The sequence below is a fragment of the Rhizobium nepotum 39/7 genome, assembly GCF_000949865.1.
GTDB lineage: Bacteria > Pseudomonadota > Alphaproteobacteria > Rhizobiales > Rhizobiaceae > Agrobacterium > Agrobacterium nepotum.
This window is the reverse complement of record NZ_JWJH01000016.1, coordinates 1-16773: the sequence shown is the minus strand read 5'-3', so window position 1 is coordinate 16773 and position 16773 is coordinate 1. Positions and strand designations below refer to the sequence as shown.

General features: G+C 60.1%; 14 protein-coding genes. 6 read left to right on the top strand and 8 right to left on the bottom strand.

From position 1 onward, the window contains the following. Nucleotides 1-21: 21 nt before the first annotated feature. A complete protein-coding gene (gene fumC, locus RS75_RS16860) occupies nucleotides 22-1413 on the bottom strand; it encodes a class II fumarate hydratase (RefSeq protein ID WP_045022373.1) in 1392 nt (463 codons plus the stop codon). Between the two features lie 409 nt (nucleotides 1414-1822). Between fumC and RS75_RS16855 the strand changes: the two genes are divergently transcribed. Next, nucleotides 1823-3766, top strand: coding sequence for a L,D-transpeptidase family protein (locus RS75_RS16855; RefSeq protein ID WP_084687041.1), 1944 nt, complete (start codon nucleotides 1823-1825; stop codon nucleotides 3764-3766). Between the two features lie 229 nt (nucleotides 3767-3995). On the opposite strand, the gene gph is transcribed toward RS75_RS16855, so the two are convergent. Further along, nucleotides 3996-4697: a phosphoglycolate phosphatase gene (gph, locus tag RS75_RS16850; protein ID WP_045022501.1), complete on the bottom strand. Its 702-nt coding sequence runs from the start codon at nucleotides 4695-4697 to the stop codon at nucleotides 3996-3998. 190 nt (nucleotides 4698-4887) lie between these two features. Between gph and rpiA the strand changes: the two genes are divergently transcribed. The 4 genes from rpiA (at nucleotide 4888) to RS75_RS16830 (ending at nucleotide 9329) form a co-directional block, all read left to right on the top strand. Beyond that, entirely contained in the window at nucleotides 4888-5583 is a 696-nt protein-coding gene (rpiA, locus tag RS75_RS16845) for a ribose-5-phosphate isomerase RpiA (protein ID WP_045022369.1), read from the top strand. A gap of 16 nt (nucleotides 5584-5599) precedes the next feature. Then, a complete protein-coding gene (locus RS75_RS16840) occupies nucleotides 5600-6166 on the top strand; it encodes a DUF2059 domain-containing protein (RefSeq protein WP_045022367.1) in 567 nt (188 codons plus the stop codon). Nucleotides 6167-6313: 147 nt separating this feature from the next. Next, the gene (gene gor / locus RS75_RS16835; RefSeq protein WP_045022365.1) at nucleotides 6314-7702 is read left to right on the top strand and encodes a glutathione-disulfide reductase; all 1389 of its coding nucleotides are present in this window, start codon (nucleotides 6314-6316) and stop codon (nucleotides 7700-7702) included. 250 nt (nucleotides 7703-7952) lie between these two features. Next, nucleotides 7953-9329, top strand: a complete 1377-nt coding sequence (locus tag RS75_RS16830) for a class II 3-deoxy-7-phosphoheptulonate synthase (protein ID WP_045022363.1) — start codon at nucleotides 7953-7955, stop codon at nucleotides 9327-9329. A gap of 69 nt (nucleotides 9330-9398) precedes the next feature. Here RS75_RS16830 and RS75_RS16825 read toward each other — a convergent pair whose 3' ends face one another. The 6 genes from RS75_RS16825 to RS75_RS16800 all read right to left on the bottom strand — a co-directional run bounded on the left by RS75_RS16825 (nucleotide 9399) and on the right by RS75_RS16800 (nucleotide 16051). Further along, nucleotides 9399-11138 carry a TadG family pilus assembly protein gene (locus RS75_RS16825; protein WP_045022361.1) on the bottom strand — a complete coding sequence of 580 codons (1740 nt, stop codon included), beginning with the start codon at nucleotides 11136-11138 and terminating at the stop codon, nucleotides 9399-9401. A 1-nt stretch (nucleotide 11139) separates the two neighbouring features. After that, a complete protein-coding gene (locus tag RS75_RS16820; protein WP_045022359.1) occupies nucleotides 11140-11562 on the bottom strand; it encodes a TadE/TadG family type IV pilus assembly protein in 423 nt (140 codons plus the stop codon). A gap of 147 nt (nucleotides 11563-11709) precedes the next feature. Beyond that, nucleotides 11710-12555, bottom strand: coding sequence for a RadC family protein (radC, locus tag RS75_RS16815; RefSeq protein ID WP_045022357.1), 846 nt, complete (start codon nucleotides 12553-12555; stop codon nucleotides 11710-11712). A gap of 13 nt (nucleotides 12556-12568) precedes the next feature. Further along, a complete protein-coding gene (gene map / locus RS75_RS16810) occupies nucleotides 12569-13402 on the bottom strand; it encodes a type I methionyl aminopeptidase (RefSeq protein WP_045022355.1) in 834 nt (277 codons plus the stop codon). Between the two features lie 31 nt (nucleotides 13403-13433). Then, the gene (gene sfsA / locus RS75_RS16805) at nucleotides 13434-14153 is read right to left on the bottom strand and encodes a DNA/RNA nuclease SfsA (RefSeq protein ID WP_045022353.1); all 720 of its coding nucleotides are present in this window, start codon (nucleotides 14151-14153) and stop codon (nucleotides 13434-13436) included. A gap of 38 nt (nucleotides 14154-14191) precedes the next feature. After that, entirely contained in the window at nucleotides 14192-16051 is a 1860-nt protein-coding gene (locus RS75_RS16800) for a PHA/PHB synthase family protein (protein ID WP_045022351.1), read from the bottom strand. 139 nt (nucleotides 16052-16190) lie between these two features. On the opposite strand from RS75_RS16800, the gene RS75_RS16795 reads away from it, so the two are divergent. Beyond that, nucleotides 16191-16613, top strand: coding sequence for a hypothetical protein (locus RS75_RS16795; RefSeq protein WP_234704290.1), 423 nt, complete (start codon nucleotides 16191-16193; stop codon nucleotides 16611-16613). Nucleotides 16614-16773 lie beyond the last annotated feature (160 nt).

Sequence of the window (16773 nt, the reverse complement as noted above, 5' to 3'; positions counted from 1 at the left end):
CAGCGATAAACCCCGATCAGCTTACTTCGGCCCGATCATATTCTCCGGGCGCACATACTGGTCGAATTCCTCGTTGGTGAGGTATCCGCCACCGACGGCCTCGTCGCGCAGGGTCGTGCCGTTCTTGTGTGCGGTCTTGGCGATCTTGGCGCAGATGTCGTAGCCGAGCTTGCTGTTGAGCGCGGTAACGAGCATCAGCGAGTTCTCGACGCCCTTCCGGATGTTGTCTTCGCGTGCCTCGATACCGACGACGCAATTGTCGGTGAAGGAGACGGCGGCATCGCCCAGAAGCTGGACCGATTGCAGGAAGTTATAGGCCATCATCGGGTTATAGACGTTCAGTTCGAAGTGTCCCTGCGAACCTGCGAAGGAGAGCGCTGCATTGTTGCCGAAGATGTGGGCGCAAACCTGCGTCAGCGCTTCGGACTGGGTCGGGTTGACCTTGCCCGGCATGATCGACGAGCCGGGTTCGTTTTCCGGCAGCGACAATTCGCCAAGACCGGCGCGCGGGCCGGAGCCGAGGAAGCGGATGTCGTTGGCGATCTTGAACAGCGCTGCGGCGGCTGCATTGATCGCGCCATGCGAGAAGACCATGGAATCGTGCGAGGCAAGCGCCTCGAACTTGTTCGGCGCGGTTACGAAGGGCAGGCCGGTGATTTTGGAGATTTCGTCGGCGACCTTTTCGGCGAAACCGATGGGGGCGTTGAGACCCGTGCCAACAGCCGTGCCGCCCTGGGCGAGCTTGGAGAGTGCGGGCAGGGTGAGTTCGATATTGGCGATGGCCGAGGCGACCTGCGCGGCATAACCGGAAAATTCCTGCCCGAGCGTCAGCGGCGTGGCATCCTGGGTGTGGGTGCGGCCGATCTTGATGATGTGCTCGAACTGCTTGACCTTGGCTTCCAGCGCCTTGTGCAGGTGCTTGAGGGCCGGCAGCAGGTGGTGAACGATCTCTTCCACGCAGGCGATATGCATCGCTGTCGGGTAGGTGTCGTTCGAGGACTGGCTCATATTGACGTGGTCGTTGGGGTGAACCGGCTTCTTGGTGCCCATTTCGCCGCCGAGCATTTCGATTGCGCGGTTCGAAATCACCTCATTGGCGTTCATGTTGGACTGGGTGCCGGAGCCGGTCTGCCAGACGACCAGCGGAAAATGTTCTGTCAGCTTGCCGTCGATGACTTCCTGTGCGGCTGCGATGATGGCGTCACCGACCTTGGGGTCGAGGCTGGCAAGCGCCATGTTGGCGCGGGCCGCTGCCTGCTTGACGATGCCGAGCGCGCGAACGACAGAGGCGGGCTGCTTTTCCCAGCCGATCTTGAAGTTGCCGAGCGAGCGCTGAGCCTGCGCGCCCCAATAGCGATCGGCCTGAACTTCAATGGGTCCAAATGTATCGGTTTCCGTCCGTGTGGCTGTCATCAGTCTTGCCTTTTTACTCGTTTTCCTCCGCCAAAACGGCACCTTCGCCCGCCTTGCGCGCGCCGATATATAGAATCATCGCGCCGGCAAGGAAAGCGTCGCGAGGCCTGCCGGGCAGATATTTCCCGCTTCACAAGGTGTTTTGGGCGCGCATCTTGCCCGGTGGAGAAAAAGACCTTGGCGTGTCATTTTTACTACGTCGATAAAAGGCTGAAAAACTGGGGTTTTATGGGGCGGAACGACGTGGCTCGGCCACGGCAAAGTGGATGAAATAAATGGAAATTTAACCATTCTCGCCAATTCTGGAAATTACGTTTTTACGGTTTTGGCCGTATCATGAGGTTCATTTCGATCTGTTTCGGACTTCGGGCGTTTTCTTTTCAACGGGCCGGCTATCGGCTAGACAAGCATGAAACTGGATGCTCCGTCTTCGTTGGCGGCGCTGGGTGCTACGAGGATCAAATTGCAAGTCACATCTGGAAAAACATCGGCAGCGCTGGTGCTGGCTCTCGGTCTTTCCGTTTCCACCGCTCTGCCTGGCAGCGCCGGCGCGGTAACGCTGATGGACCTTTTGCGTGGTGGACCCGGCAAGGTTGCGCGCGATCGCGGTGAATTGCCGCCGGCCGGTATTGTTACCTCGCCGTCGAGGGCAGCACCGAGCGTGAGCGCCGATGCATCCGATCCCGAACCTCTGCCGCGTGTCTCCGGCCCGCGTTATTACGACTACAAGGCGGATGCGGCCCGTGCGGTGAATACCGCCAATTTCGGCGAAGGTCTCGCCAATCTCAAATTCAGCGCCACGCCCGAAATCGGCAAGGCTCTCGAGGCCTATTACGGCGCCGGCGGCAAGACGCTTTGGGTTTCCGAAGGTGAACTGACCGCGCGCGCGAACGCTGTCATTGCGTTTTTCGACACGGTTGGCGAAAGCGGCCTCGATCCGGCCGATTACAGCATTTCCGCACCGGCGAAGGATGTAACCGCCAGCATCAATGCTGGCGCGAACGCGTCCGGCACGCCGGTGGAAGTGGCGTCCGTATCGACCTCCGACGCCTATCAGCGGGCGCAGATGCAGTTCGAGTTGGCACTTTCCGCCAAGGTTCTGGCTTACGTGCAGGATACGGTCCGTGGCCGCGTCGATCCGAACCGGCTGTCCGGTTACCATGATTTCAAGCGCAAGACCGTCAACCTCGCATCCGTGCTGAAGCTTGCGAGCCTCAGCCCCGATGTTGCAGCTTACCTGCGCAGCCGCGAACCTTCGAGCGCCGAATATCTGGCGCTGAAGGCCGAGCTGGCGCGGTTGCGCGGTGAGGGCGATGCTGCCCATACCGTCAACGTTCCCGCCGATCTGGTGCTGAAACCCGGCAACAGCAGCGCGGAAATGGCCAATGTCGTCAAGGCGATCGAACATCGCGCCTCGCCCGCCTTCAAGGTGGAGCATGCGGCCATCATTTCCGGCTATCAGCAGGCGCCGGACTATACGCCTGATCTCGTCGATCTGGTGAAGGCGTTCCAGAGCGAAAACGGCCTGAAGGCTGATGGTGTCATCGGCCGCGCCACCGTGCGTGCCATGGTCGGCGAAAGCAACGATGCCCGGATCGCCAAGGTGCAGGTGGCGATGGAGCAGGTCCGCTGGCTGCCGGCCGATCTCGGCCAACGCTACGTCCTGATCAACCAGCCCGCCTTCATGGCCTATTACCACAATGATGGCCAGGAACAGTTCGGCATGAAGGTGGTGGTCGGCTCCAAGGCCAACCAGACCTACTTCTTCCAGGACGAGATCCAGACTGTCGAATTCAACCCCTATTGGGGCGTGCCGCAATCGATCATCGTCAACGAGATGTTGCCGAAATTACGCCGCGATCCGTCCTATCTCGACCGGATGGGTTACGAGGTTCAGGTGGGCGGCCGTGCGGTCTCTTCCTCCAGCGTCAACTGGTACGGCTCCACCAATGCCATTTCGGTGCGCCAGCCGCCGAGCAGCGACAATGCGCTGGGCGACCTGAAAATCCTCTTCCCCAACGCACATGCCATCTACATGCACGACACGCCGGCCAAGAGCTTCTTCAACCGCGACATGCGGGCGCTGAGCCATGGCTGTATCCGTCTGGTCGATCCGCGCCGCATGGCAGCGGCCGTTCTGGGAACCAGCGTCGACAAGGTCAACGAACAGATAGCATCCGGCAAGAACCGCGCCGTGCAGGTGCCGGAGAAGATACCGGTCTACGTGGCCTATTTCACCGCCTGGCCGGACAAGGCCGGCAAGGTGCAGTTCTTCGACGACGTCTATGACCGCGACAGCTACGTCCAAAAGGCATTTCAGGTGACGACGAAGGCGCGGGCCGCGTCTATCTGATAGAAATTTCATCGAAAAAAGCGCCGGAAACGGCGCTTTTTTTGTTTGATGGGGCAGCATCCGCACTCCGTCACCCCGGCCTTGAGCCGGGGTCTAGTGCGATCAAGTCTTTGATCGCAAGAAGACTTTTCACGCCGCAGACGCGCCGTAGCTGGATGCCGGATCTAGTCCGGCATGACGGCAGAGAGAAACGCCGTTCTCTGGCGCTTTTTTGGCCCGGTCTACCGTTTCAGGCCGCAGCGGCGCCCTTGGCAATCAGCTGCTCGAACAGTGCCGGCGTCAGGGCGACGAAATCGTCGATCACGACATCCGGTTCGAGTTCGGTCATCGGCACATCGGAATAACCGAAAGTGACGCCGATCGATGGCACGGCAGCGTTTCTGGCGGCGAGAATATCGTTGATGCTGTCACCGACCATGATGGATCGCTGCGGGTCGCCGCCAGCCTTTTCGATGGTGCCGAGAATGTGGCGCGCATCGGGTTTGCGGAAGGCGAAGGTGTCGCCGCAGGTGATGGCGGCGAAATATTTGGTGAGATCCAGTTTTTCGAGCAGCGGGAGCGCGAGGATTTCGGTCTTGTTGGTGCAGACGGCAAGCGTGATGCCGGCGGCCGAGAGCGCATCCAGCGTGCTGACGATGCCGGGATAAGGGCGGCTTTCGCCGGGCATTTCCGCGCGATAATGGGTGATGAAGCGCTCATAGAGCGGCTCCAGCTCGACTTCCGGCAATTCCGCCTGCCTGAGCGCGAAGGCCCGCTTGATCATTACGCGCGCGCCCTGGCCGACGAGATGCGTCAGGTCGTCATAGGTGACGGGGGCAAGGCCGGCGGCGGCGATGGTGTGGTTGAGGCTCGAGACGAGATCGGCCGCGGTATCGACCAGGGTGCCGTCGAGGTCGAAGATGGCGAGCGGGGAGAGCGGGCGGGATGTCAAGGAACTGGCCTCTTGGAGAATGCTTCTGGTGATGATGTCGGTACGTTCGTTACGGCCAAGCCTAGGCAAACGGCTTTCGCTTTGCAACCGCACTGCAACGTTCTGTTCGTTGCCTTGAAAAAGGCTTTCGTTTGGCTTTCGACCCGTGTAAACAGCACGGCGACGACAAAGCTACCGGAGTTTCAGGCACATGGATGCCCGCCAGATGAAGATCAAGGCCGCCGAGGCCGCATTGTCCCATGTGCAAGACGGGATGCGGCTTGGTATCGGCACGGGTTCGACGGCAGAGGAATTCGTCAGGCTTCTGGCGGAAAAGGTCGCTGCCGGTCTGAAGGTCGAAGGTGTGCCGACGTCCGAGCGTACCGCGCGTCTGTGCGTAGAGCTTGGTGTGCCGCTGAAATCCCTCGATGAATTACCGGAACTGGACCTGACCGTCGATGGCGCGGACGAGGTGGATTACGGGCTGCGGCTCGTCAAGGGCGGCGGCGGTGCGCTTCTGCGCGAAAAGATCGTGGCGGCGGCATCCGCCCGCATGATCGTCATCGCCGACCAGAGCAAGGTCGTGGAAACGCTTGGCGCCTTTCCGCTTCCCATCGAAATCAACCCGTTCGGCCAGGTGGCGACACGGATCGCCATCGAAAAACTGGCGGCGCGGTCCGGCCTGTCCGGCACGCTGACGATGCGTTCGTCGGGCGACGGCGTCTTCATGACGGATGGCGGACATCTCATTCTCGACGCATCTTTTGGCCGTATTCCTGATGCAGAAGCGCTTGCACGCGAGCTGAACACGATTCCCGGTGTTGTCGAGCACGGACTTTTCATAAATTTGGCATCGCTTGCCATCATCGCGGGTCCTGAAGGCGCCCGCGTGATGCAGGCAGTATAACAGGAGCGAGATTTTCATGATCAAACTAGCGGGACTGGGCAAAGCTGCCGCTGCTTCGATCCTCATTTCCGGCATCGTGTTCGGTACTGCCGTACGCGCTCAGGAAATTTCGGAAGCACATATCGCTGCCGCACGGCAGGCAATCGGCTCTCTTGGCGTTACCGACCGTTTTGACGACATCCTGCCGGGTCTGGCGGAGCGTCTGAAGGCCGAACTCATTCAGGCGTCTCCGAACGTGCAGGACGCGATCACCGCGACCGTCGACGCCAAGGCGCTTGAGCTTGCGTCGCGCCGCGCCGATCTGGAACGTGAGGCGGCACTTACCTATGCGCGCGCCTTCACCGTCGAAGAGCTGAACGCCATTTCCGCCTTCTACAGCAGCGACGCTGGCAAGAAGCTTCTGAAGGATGGCCCGATTGCCACGCGCGAGCTGATGAAGGCCGCCGACATCTGGGCCGCCGGTATCAATCGTGACCTCAACACCTCCAGCATGACCGAGCTGCAGAAGGTGGCAGGCGCCGATCTGAAGCCGCTTCCGGCCGATCAGAACGCCACGGGCGGCGCTCCGGCTCCCAAGCCTTAAGTCGACCTGTTCAGGTTCAGAAATATTCAAAGCCCGATCGCAAGGTCGGGCTTTTCATTTGTGCGTCGCAGCACCTATATGTGCCATGAATGCGCCGCAGCCCGCCTTGAGGCCGATGGCATGTGGTTTTGATCAGGGGTTTTGACTATGACAGCTTATGACTACGATCTTTTCGTCATCGGTGGCGGCTCGGGCGGCGTTCGCAGCGCCCGCGTGGCGGCCTCGCTCGGCAAGCGGGTGGGCATCGCCGAAGAGTACCGGTACGGTGGGACCTGCGTCATTCGCGGCTGCGTGCCGAAGAAGCTGTTCGTTTACGCCTCGCAATTCCCTGAACATTTCGAGGATGCCGAGGGTTTCGGCTGGAGCGTCGGCGAGCGCCGGTTCGACTGGAAAAAGCTGATCGAGGCCAAAGACAGGGAAATCACGCGTCTTGAGGGGCTTTACCGCAAGGGCCTGGACAACGCCAAGGCCGATATTTTCGACAGCCGCGCGGAACTCGTCGATGCGCATACCGTGAAGCTGACGAAGACGGGCGAGACCTTTTCGGCCGAGCGCATCGTCATTGCCGTCGGCGGCACGCCCAACGAACACAAGGCGCTGCCCGGCCATGAGCTGACGATCTCGTCCAACGAGGCCTTCCATCTGGAAGAACTGCCGAAATCGATCCTGATCGCCGGCGGCGGTTATATCGCCGTGGAATTCGCCAATATCTTCCATGGGCTCGGCGTCGAAACGACGCTGATCTATCGCGGCAAGGAAATCCTTTCGCGCTTCGATCACGACATGCGCAAAGGCCTGCATGAAGCCATGGAAGCCAAGGGCATTCGCATCGTTCTGGAAGACATCATCGAGGAGGTCAGCAAGGACGGCGCGGGCGGCTTCATGGCGCGCACGAAGCGGGGCAGTTCGTTGCATGTCGGCCTGGTGATGCTGGCGCTCGGCCGCGATCCGAACACCAAAGGTCTCGGCCTTGAAAACGCCGGCGTGGCGGTGGATGCGCTCGGCGCGATCGTCGTCGACGACTATTCGCGCACGAACGTCTCTAATATCTTCGCGCTGGGCGACGTCACAAACCGGGTACAGTTGACGCCCGTGGCGATCCACGAGGCCATGTGCTTCATCGAAACCGAATACAAGAACAACCCGACGAAGCCGGACCACGAGCTGATCGCCACGGCGGTGTTCTCGCAGCCGGAAATCGGCACGGTTGGACTTTCCGAAGAGGAAGCGGCCAAAAAATATCCGGAACTGGAAGTCTATCGCGCGCAATTCCGCCCGATGAAGGCGACGCTTTCCGGCCGTTCGGAAAAGATGATCATGAAGCTGATCGTCAATGCCGCCGACCGCCGCGTCGTCGGCGTGCATATTCTCGGCCACGAGGCGGGCGAGATGGCGCAGCTTCTCGGCATTACGCTGAAGGCGGGTTGCACCAAGGACGATTTCGATCGCACCATGGCGGTTCACCCGACGGCGGCCGAGGAACTGGTGACGATGTATTCGCCAAGCTACCGCGTGGTGAACGGCGAACGCGTGTAGCACTCTCGCAGGCACGATATTCGCATCTCCGAATTTGCCCGCCACCACCCGAAAACCGATGTTTTCCGAGTGGTGGCGGGTTTATTAAATCGTTTGAATTCACTTTTATGCGCGTTGAGCGCCCAAAACGGGCTGAATGGGCCGGATGCCCCTGACATCGGCTATGCAAAGACGATGCTTGGAGCTATAAGCCGCTCAATTTTTCGAGGCGGTCGCGCGCCACTGCGCGGGCGAGAAAAGGGTTAAGAACATGGCACAGAATTGGACACCCGGCAGTTGGCGGCAAAAACCGATCCAGCAGGTTCCTGAATATCCGGATGCGACAGCGCTTGCGGCAACGGAAGCCACGCTTGCGACCTATCCGCCGCTCGTTTTTGCCGGTGAAGCCCGTCGCCTGAAAAAGCAGCTCGCCAATGTGGCCGAAGGCAACGCCTTCCTGTTGCAGGGTGGCGATTGTGCCGAAAGCTTCCTGGAGCATGGCGCGGACAATATCCGCGACTTCTTCCGCGCTTTCCTGCAGATGGCCGTCGTGCTCACCTATGGTGCGCAGCTGCCGGTGGTGAAGGTCGGTCGCATTGCCGGCCAGTTCGCCAAGCCGCGCTCTTCCAACGTGGAAGTGCTTGATGGCGTGACGCTGCCGTCCTATCGTGGTGACATCATCAACGGCATCGAATTCAACGAGGCCTCGCGCATTCCGAACCCGGAGCGTCAGCTTGACGCCTACCGTCAGTCGGCGGCGACGCTGAACCTGCTGCGCGCTTTCGCGATGGGTGGCTACGCCAACCTCGAAAACGTTCACCAATGGATGCTCGGCTTCATCAAGGACAGCCCGCAGGCGGACCGTTATCGCAAGCTTGCGGATCGCATCTCTGAAACCATGAACTTCATGCAGGCGATCGGCATCAGCGCGGAAAACAATCCGAGCCTGCGCGAGACCGATTTCTTCACCAGCCACGAGGCCCTGCTGCTTGGTTACGAAGAAGCACTGACCCGCATCGATTCGACCTCCGGCGACTGGTATGCCACCTCCGGCCACATGATCTGGATCGGTGACCGCACGCGTCAGCTTGACCATGCGCATGTGGAGTATTTCCGTGGCATCAAGAACCCGATCGGTCTGAAGTGCGGACCGTCGCTGACGCCTGATAATCTGATCGAGCTGATCGATGCGCTGAACCCGGCGAACGAGGCGGGCCGCCTGACGCTGATTTGCCGTTTCGGTCATGACAAGGTGGCGGACAGCCTGCCCAAGCTCATCCGTGCCGTGGAGAAAGAGGGCCGCAAGGTCGTCTGGTCTTGCGATCCGATGCATGGCAACACCATCACGCTCAACCATTACAAGACGCGTCCGTTCGAGCGGATCCTGTCGGAAGTCGAAAGCTTCTTCCAGATCCATCGCGCCGAAGGTACGCATCCGGGCGGCATCCACATCGAGATGACGGGCAAGGATGTGACTGAATGCACCGGTGGCGCCCGTGCCGTTACGGCGGATTCGCTGTCCGACCGTTACCACACCCATTGCGACCCGCGTCTCAACGCCGATCAGGCGCTGGAACTGGCCTTCCTTCTGTCCGAGCGCATGAAGAGCGGCCGGGACGAGAAGCGTCTGGCGATCGCCACCGCCTGATTTAAGGGCCGATCAAATAAAAAGCCGCCGGGATATCGCCCGGCGGCTTTTTTGTGGGCGATGATGGAATTATTGCACCAGTGCCGGCTGCTGGCAGCGAACGTCGGTGACCCGCACATCGGCTTCACCGATCTTGACGCCGAGAACCAGCAGCACGTTGTAGAGCAGCTGATCGACGGGTGCCGTGACCACCGCAAGCGTGTTGGCAAGCGCCGACTGGATGCCCGCCAGGCCTCCCAGATCGAGATTGAGGAAGAGGATCCTGATATCCAGATTGAGGTTCTTCAGCAGTGAACTGACAAGAGTGGTAACGGTGTCTTTGGTGGAGACACTCTTGATCTTGGCCTGGGTAATATCCGACTGCGTGAAGGTCAGCTTGGTCTTCGTCATGTTGGTGGCGTTGATGAGGGCGCTGCCATTGATGGCGAGCAGGGCCGAATCCACGATTGCGGCCTTGGTGACACGCGGGTCCCGGCCGAAATTGGCGAAGGCCGTGGTATCGACATTGCCGAGCGCGATTTCCGCAACGCCGGGAACGACTTCGACATCGACGGTTCCCTGTCCGCCGCCAGTGCAGCGAATGTCCGCAAGTCGCGCTTCGGCATGGGCGACTTCCACATAGAGCGGAATATTGACCTTGAGGCCGGCAATGGCCTGAAGCCCGTCGACCACGACGCTGACCGCCAGCCGGGTTTGCGCAGTGCGCACCACGGTGCCTGGACCGCCGACGGCGAGCGACGGCGTCTCGACGGGCGGCTCACCGACGGCGAGCGTCGCCTTGACCGAGGCGAGGCCGAGAAGATTGGCGTTGAGGTTGAGCGCCAGCTGGTTGCCGCCATTGCCTGCCACGGCGGCGGCGTTGAGAAGATCGAAGACGCCGGCGGTGACCTTGAGGTTTTCGCCGCTACCGATCAGCTTGTCCGAGAACGGGCCGAGATTGAGGATTTCCTCAAGCTTGATCTTGATGGTGCTCTTGTTGGCGGTTTTCGCCAACGTGTTCAGAATGTTCACGACAGCCGGCTGCAGGCCGGTGGTCTTCGTCAGTGCATCCAGGAACTTGCCGTAGGTGATTTCCGTCTGCAGAACATCCTTGTAAGTGCCAGCTGTCAGGTTGAGATCGATGGCCAGCGCTTCGACGACATGCAGCGCGTTGACATCCGCAGCGAGGAGCGCCTGGTAGTCCATGAGTTTGAGCGAAACCGTGGTGCCGAGCAGGCCGCCAAGCAGGCTGTTCAAAATTCCTTCATCAAGGCTTGCCAGTCGCGATCCCACCGAAAATGCCGCGATCTTTTGCGATGAGGCAGTTCCGGCCGCCGAAACTCGGGGTGGCGTGGTGAAGGCCGAGGCGAAGAATATCTGGCCCTTTTCGACGATGTTCACTTTCATCGCATTGGTGGGCAGGGCATTTTCGACGAAACGCTGGCCGACAGGAAGGGTCGCGTCCGGCTCGTAGTGACCTTTGACGACCTCGGCGTAACCGTTGCTTTTGGCAAATTCGTTCAAGGGGTCGAAAGGTTCAAGACCGGTCGCGGTCAGCAGGCCGTTTGGTGTCTTGACCCCGAGGTTCATGCCGTTGAGCGCAAAATATTGCTGGACCGCCTTTTCGGGGTCGGCGGCACTGGCCGCCGCCGATATGGCCGCAAGATCGGCTGTCTGCTGCAATTGCCGTTTTTGCAGGGTCAGATAGCCATAATCGACACCGAGCGCCAATATGCCGATGAAAAGCGGCGCGGTGAGGCCCGCCGAGATGGCGATGTTGCCCCCGCGGTCCATAAGGAAGCGGGGAAGCAAAGAAGAGATAGTTTGCATGTCATGCTCCTCCGATCCGAATGGTTGAAAAACGCCGGATGACCGTGTCGGGCAGGGTGTAGCTGTAGAGGCTCCAGATCGGCAGATCGCTGGCGTCGTATTCGACCTTCACCGTGAACTGGTTGGCATTGGCGGGATCGGTGGCGACATCGACCGTGAAGCGCGTCTTGTCCATGAAGGCGTAGCTTAGGTCGCTTTTGGTGATGAAATCCCGGGCGAGCTGCTGGCGCTCGGTCGTATTCAGCCCGGCGACCGCCGTTCTTGCCGCGTCGGCGGCGATCTGCTGTACCGAATAGGCGGCCATCAGGTAGATGCCGTAGGCGATCATGGTCAGCAGGACGAGAAAGAATATCGGTGCGACGATGGCGAACTCGACAGCGGACGAGCCGGATCGATCACGAAAGAAACGCACTCCATTAAACATAAAGCACCCCCGTTCTTTCAGGCATCAAGGTTCGATGCCTTGTATTATTATTTTCGGATATGCTAATTTACAGGTATTAATTTTGTATTGACGCCGCTCTTATGGGTTGCAGGCGGGGGAAGACCTTCGCGTCGGCGCAAGTCGATTTCAGAGCAGCCGAAGCCCTTTGAAGCTTGCGTGACCGTCCTTGCCGATGATGATGTGGTCGTGAACCGTAATCCCCAACGCCTTTGCCGTATCGACGATGGTTTTGGTCATCTCGATATCCGCACGCGAGGGGGTGGGGTCTCCACTCGGGTGATTATGAATTAAAATCAGTGCTGTAGCTGATAACTCAAGCGCGCGTCGCACCACCTCGCGCGGATAGACCGGCGTGTGGTCCACGGTTCCCTGGCCCTGCACCTCGTCGGCAATCAGGACGTTGCGCTTGTCAAGGAACAGGATGCGGAACTGTTCGCGCGTTTCATGGGCCATGGCGGCGTGGCAATAATCGATGACAGAGGACCAGGAGCCGAGAACCTGCTTGTTGCGGATTTCGCTTTTCAGCATGCGCTGGGAAACGGAGGCGACGAGCTTCAGATCGAACGCCACGGCTTCGCCCACGCCTTTCACTTCCTGCAACAAGGGCAGGGGCGCGCCGAGCACGCCGCCCAAGGTTCCGAAGCGGGCGATCAGGGCCTTGGCGATGGGTTTGGTATCGCGCCTCGGGATCAGCCGGAAAAGCAGAAGTTCCAGCAATTCGTAATCGGCAAGAGCGGCATCGCCGCCGTCGCGATAACGTGTCCGCAGCCGGTCCCGGTGGCCATGATAATGGGCGGTTTCCGCTTCCGGCTCCGCAATGGCTGCGGGCCGTTCCGCAGTCTTTTTCGCAGCACTTCTCGGTTCGGAAAAAAAACCGCGTTCGTCCTCACCGTCGAAAAGATCGCCCTTTCCCGCCTGAAAGCCGGAAGTCGAGGAAAGATCGGCGGAAGGCGGGGCGGGGCGTTTTGCCATGGGCGGTCTGGCCTTATGCTGGTGGCGGCAGGCCCGGACGATCGAATCCGCCCGGCGACAGCGTGAAGATTTCGCAGCCGGTGGCCGTGACGCCGACCGCATGTTCGTATTGCGCGGAAAGCGAGCGATCACGCGTCACCGCCGTCCAGCCGTCGGAGAGCACCTTCACATGCGGCTTGCCGAGATTGATCATCGGCTCGATGGTGAAGATCATGCCCTCGCGGATTTCCGGACCTTCGTCCGGGCGGCCGTAATGCAGGATATTCGGCGTGTCATGGAACAGGCGTCCGACGCCGTGGCCGCAGAAATCGCGCACCACCGAGCAACGCTCCGCCTCGGCATAGGCCTGTATCGCCGCGCCGATCGCGCCGGTGCGCGCACCTGGCTTCACCACCGCGATGCCGCGCATCAGGCACTCATAGGTCACTTCCATGAGGCGCTCGGCGGCGCGCTTGATCTGGCCGACGGGATACATGCGGCTCGAATCGCCGTGCCAGCCGTCCAACACATAGGTCACGTCGATATTGACGATATCGCCCTCGCGCAGCGGTTTTTCATCCGGAATGCCGTGGCAGACCACATGGTTGATCGAGGTGCAGACGGATTTCGTATAACCGCGATAGTTCAGCGTTGCCGGCAGCGCGCCATGGTCGGCGCCGAACTCGAACACGAAACGGTCTATGGCATCCGTTGTCACGCCCGGCCGGACGATTGCCGCCAGCTCATCGAGGCAACGCGCCGTCAGCTGGCACGCCTTGCGCATACCGTCAAAATCTTCCGCGGTGTAAAGGCGGATGACGCCGGTATTCTTCAAGGGGGCGGAGGCTGCGTCGATATAGGTGACCATGATAGTGCTTTCTGTCTTTTTACATCTCTGTTCATAAAACAGCCGGACGCCATTCGTCCATCGCAACCGTTCCGCTGACCGAAATTTGTGCCGGGGAGACGGTGCATTTCACCGCATAGGCCTCCACGCCGCGTGCCATGGCCCGATTGAACGCCAGCGCATAGACCGGATCGAGATCGTCGCAGATGCGCAGCCGGTCGCAATCGTCGCGCTGGATGAGGTAAAGCATCACCGCCCGGTGCCCGGCCTCCACCGCGTCGCCCAGCTCCTCCAGATGTTTGGCGCCGCGCTTGGTGGTGGTATCAGGGAATTCGGCCAGACCCTTCTCGCGCATGAAATGCACGTTCTTCACCTCGACATAGGCATCCGGCCGCCCGATTTGCGAAAGCAGGAAATCGATGCGGGAGTTGCGGCCGTATTTCTGCTCGCGCCGGATCGTTGAATAGCCCGTCAGTGGCGGGATGCGGCCGTTGAGGATGGCTTCTTCCGTGAGCCGGTTGGGCATGCCGGTATTGATGCCGACCACGGTGCCATCGGCCTCGACCATTTCCAGCATGTGCCGGTACTTTCGGGTCGGGCTGTCATGTTCGGACAGCCAGATGCGTGAACCCGGCGCGGTCAGCCCGCGCATCGAGCCGGTATTGGGGCAGGAGCCGGTAATCGCCGTGCCATCCTCCAGAACGGCATCGAAGAGGAAACGCTTGTAGCGGGCGATCAGCGTCGCGGGAACGAGGGGAGGCGTGAAGAACATGTGGCCTGAAAGGTGTGAGGAATGGCGAACGAATTTCGTCAGGAGAGAACATAGGTTCCGGGCGCATCGCCGAGTATGGCGCGCTTGCCGCTGCCCGGGGCTCTCGCCTTCACCTTCTCATCATCCTTGGCTTCGATCCAGTTTTGCCAGTGCACCCACCAGGAACCCTTATGGGCGGTGGCGGAGGCCTGCCAGGCATCGAAGTCTCCGGATGGTGATGCGCCTGTCCAATATTGGTATTTTTCGGGTTCCGGCGGGTTGACGACGCCCGCTATGTGGCCGGAAGCGCCAAGCACGAATTCCACCGGGCCGCCGAACAGCGCCGCTCCGGTGAAAACCGATTTGGCGGGTGCGATATGGTCGTCGCGGGTGGCGAGATCGTAGACCGGGATTGTGATATCGCCGAGGTTGATCCTCTTTTCGGCTACCCGCATCAGCCCGCGCGCGAGATTGTTCTCGAGATAACAATTGCGCAGATAGAAGGAATGGCAGGCGGCGGTCACCCGCGTCGAATCGGAATTCCAGTAGAGGAGATCGAAGGGCAGGGGTTCCGTGCCGCGCAGGTAATTATCGACCACATAGGGCCAGATGAGATCGGAAGCGCGCAGCATGTTGAAGACGGTGGCCATGATCGAGCCGTCGAGATAACCGACGGCCTTCATGTGTCTGTCGAGCGCTGCAAGCTGGCCCTCGTCGATGAAGACCTTGAGATCGCCCGCATGCACGAAATCCGTCTGGGCGGCGAGCAGCGTGGCGCTGCGGATACGCTCGTTGCCTTCCTGCGCGTGCAAAGCCAGCGCTGCGGATAAAAGCGTGCCGCCGACGCAATAACCGATCGCATTGATCTCCTTTTCGCCGGTTCGCTCCTCGATCGTGTCGAGGGCGAAATCGATGCCTTCGCGGATATAGTCCTCCCAGCCCTTGTCGGCCAGCCGGGCGTCCGGGTTGATCCACGAGACCATGAAAACGCTGTGGCCTTGGTCGAGGCACCATTTGACGAAGGATTTCTGCGGGTTGAGATCGAGAATGTAGAATTTGTTGATCCATGGCGGCACGATGAGCAGCGGCCTTTTGAAGACCTTTTTCGTCGTCGGCACGTAATGGATGATTTCGCAGAGCGGGCTTCTGGCGACCACCTTGCCTGATGTGATGGCGATATTCTGGCCGATGACGAATTTGCTGTAATCGGTCTGGCGCAATTTCAGGTGGCCATGGCCGGCTGCAACATCTTCGGCAAGCTGCGCCATGCCCTTGACGAGATTGGCGCCGCTGGATGCGACCGTCTCGCGGAAGACCTGCGGATTGGTGAAGACGAAATTGGCTGGCGAGAGGGCTTCCGTCACCTGCCGCATGTAAAACAGCGCCTTGGTGCGGGTGTGCTCGTCCAGCCCTTCGGCCTCCGTCACCATTCGGTCGGCAAAACCGACGGTGGTCTGATAGGCTTTCAGCAGAAAATCGAAAAACGGATTTTCCTGCCAGTCCGCATCGGCAAACCGCCTGTTTTTACGCTCCGCAGGACCGGTCTCGGCAGCCTTTGCCGAGGGAGAATCGGCATCCTCGGAAAACTGCGCTACCGATTTCGCCCAGAGATCGTAATAGCTGGAAAGCAGGTGGGTCTGTGCTTCGATGGAACGTTTCGGCTCCGCCATCCAGTATTCGGCGACATCGGACAGGGTCTTGACGAGATCGGTCACCGGATCGGCGCTGGCCTGCGGAATTTCACCGCGCTCGCGCGGCGCCAGCCATTCGGACGCCGCCTTGCCGAGATTCTCGAGCGCGCGGGCGATGTTGACCGCGAAGGTTTCCGGGTCGCGGATCAGGTAAGCCTCGGCGGCTTTGGCGTCGAAACCGGGCGTTTTGCCACCCTTTTTCTTAAGCCCGCCGTCAACACCCGCCATGCGCCGTCCTCCACCAAATTTGTGTTTGCACATTCTGCATGAAAACGAATACAAGTTCCACCAGCAAGGGGAGGCCGCAAAGGACCGAACCGCAGTCGAATTCGATATTGGCAGATATCCTTACAGGCGGAACATGACGATGGGCAAGCAGATGGGCACATGGGGAACATATGCGGAAAACACCGCAAGAATCGCCGTTCTTTCGCTCTCCGGCGTCATGCTCGTCACCACGCTCGCCGCCTGCAAGGCTCCGGAACCGATCGTCGCGCCCGCCCATATGCGCCGCCCGACAGCCGAAATCGTCGGTCCGCGCCCCGTCAGCGACAATGCGGTGAGCCAGAGACGCGATACCGGCACCTATCCGACCTTTGGGACGCCGATGACTGCCGCCGGCACCCAGATGGGCGACGACGAGGCCTCCACCATGGAATCGAACCTCTCGCGCCTCGGCGCCGCACGCCGCAACGGCCAGATTTCAGAAGCCGAATACAAACGCCGCGTCGCGGAACTGCGGGCGCTTGCCGAAAACCAGAAGCCGGTCGCGACGCCTGTACCGCAGTAATTCCCCACCGTTCGTCATTCTCTGGCCTGTCCCACGGCTGTTCGGTTTAAATTTCCGGACAACGTCTATGACATGGAAGTTGATAACGACCCTCACCAAACACTCCAACGTCATCCTCGGGCCTGTCCCACTACTGTCCGGTTTAAATTTTGTAGACAAG

Bases quoted from the DNA above. Each gene is read 5' to 3' on its own strand.
- RS75_RS16800 (WP_045022351.1), bottom strand. From the start codon at position 16,051: ATGGCGGGTGTTGACGGCGGGCTTAAGAAAAAGGGTGGCAAAACGCCC.
- RS75_RS16830 (WP_045022363.1), top strand. From the start codon at position 7,953: ATGGCACAGAATTGGACACCCGGCAGTTGGCGGCAAAAACCGATCCAG.
- RS75_RS16795 (WP_234704290.1), top strand. From the start codon at position 16,191: ATGGGCAAGCAGATGGGCACATGGGGAACATATGCGGAAAACACCGCA.
- RS75_RS16855 (WP_084687041.1), top strand. From the start codon at position 1,823: ATGAAACTGGATGCTCCGTCTTCGTTGGCGGCGCTGGGTGCTACGAGG.
- radC (WP_045022357.1), bottom strand. From the start codon at position 12,555: ATGGCAAAACGCCCCGCCCCGCCTTCCGCCGATCTTTCCTCGACTTCC.
- rpiA (WP_045022369.1), top strand. From the start codon at position 4,888: ATGGATGCCCGCCAGATGAAGATCAAGGCCGCCGAGGCCGCATTGTCC.
- RS75_RS16820 (WP_045022359.1), bottom strand. From the start codon at position 11,562: ATGTTTAATGGAGTGCGTTTCTTTCGTGATCGATCCGGCTCGTCCGCT.
- map (WP_045022355.1), bottom strand. From the start codon at position 13,402: ATGGTCACCTATATCGACGCAGCCTCCGCCCCCTTGAAGAATACCGGC.
- RS75_RS16840 (WP_045022367.1), top strand. From the start codon at position 5,600: ATGATCAAACTAGCGGGACTGGGCAAAGCTGCCGCTGCTTCGATCCTC.
- fumC (WP_045022373.1), bottom strand. From the start codon at position 1,413: ATGACAGCCACACGGACGGAAACCGATACATTTGGACCCATTGAAGTT.
- gor (WP_045022365.1), top strand. From the start codon at position 6,314: ATGACAGCTTATGACTACGATCTTTTCGTCATCGGTGGCGGCTCGGGC.
- sfsA (WP_045022353.1), bottom strand. From the start codon at position 14,153: ATGTTCTTCACGCCTCCCCTCGTTCCCGCGACGCTGATCGCCCGCTAC.
- RS75_RS16825 (WP_045022361.1), bottom strand. From the start codon at position 11,138: ATGCAAACTATCTCTTCTTTGCTTCCCCGCTTCCTTATGGACCGCGGG.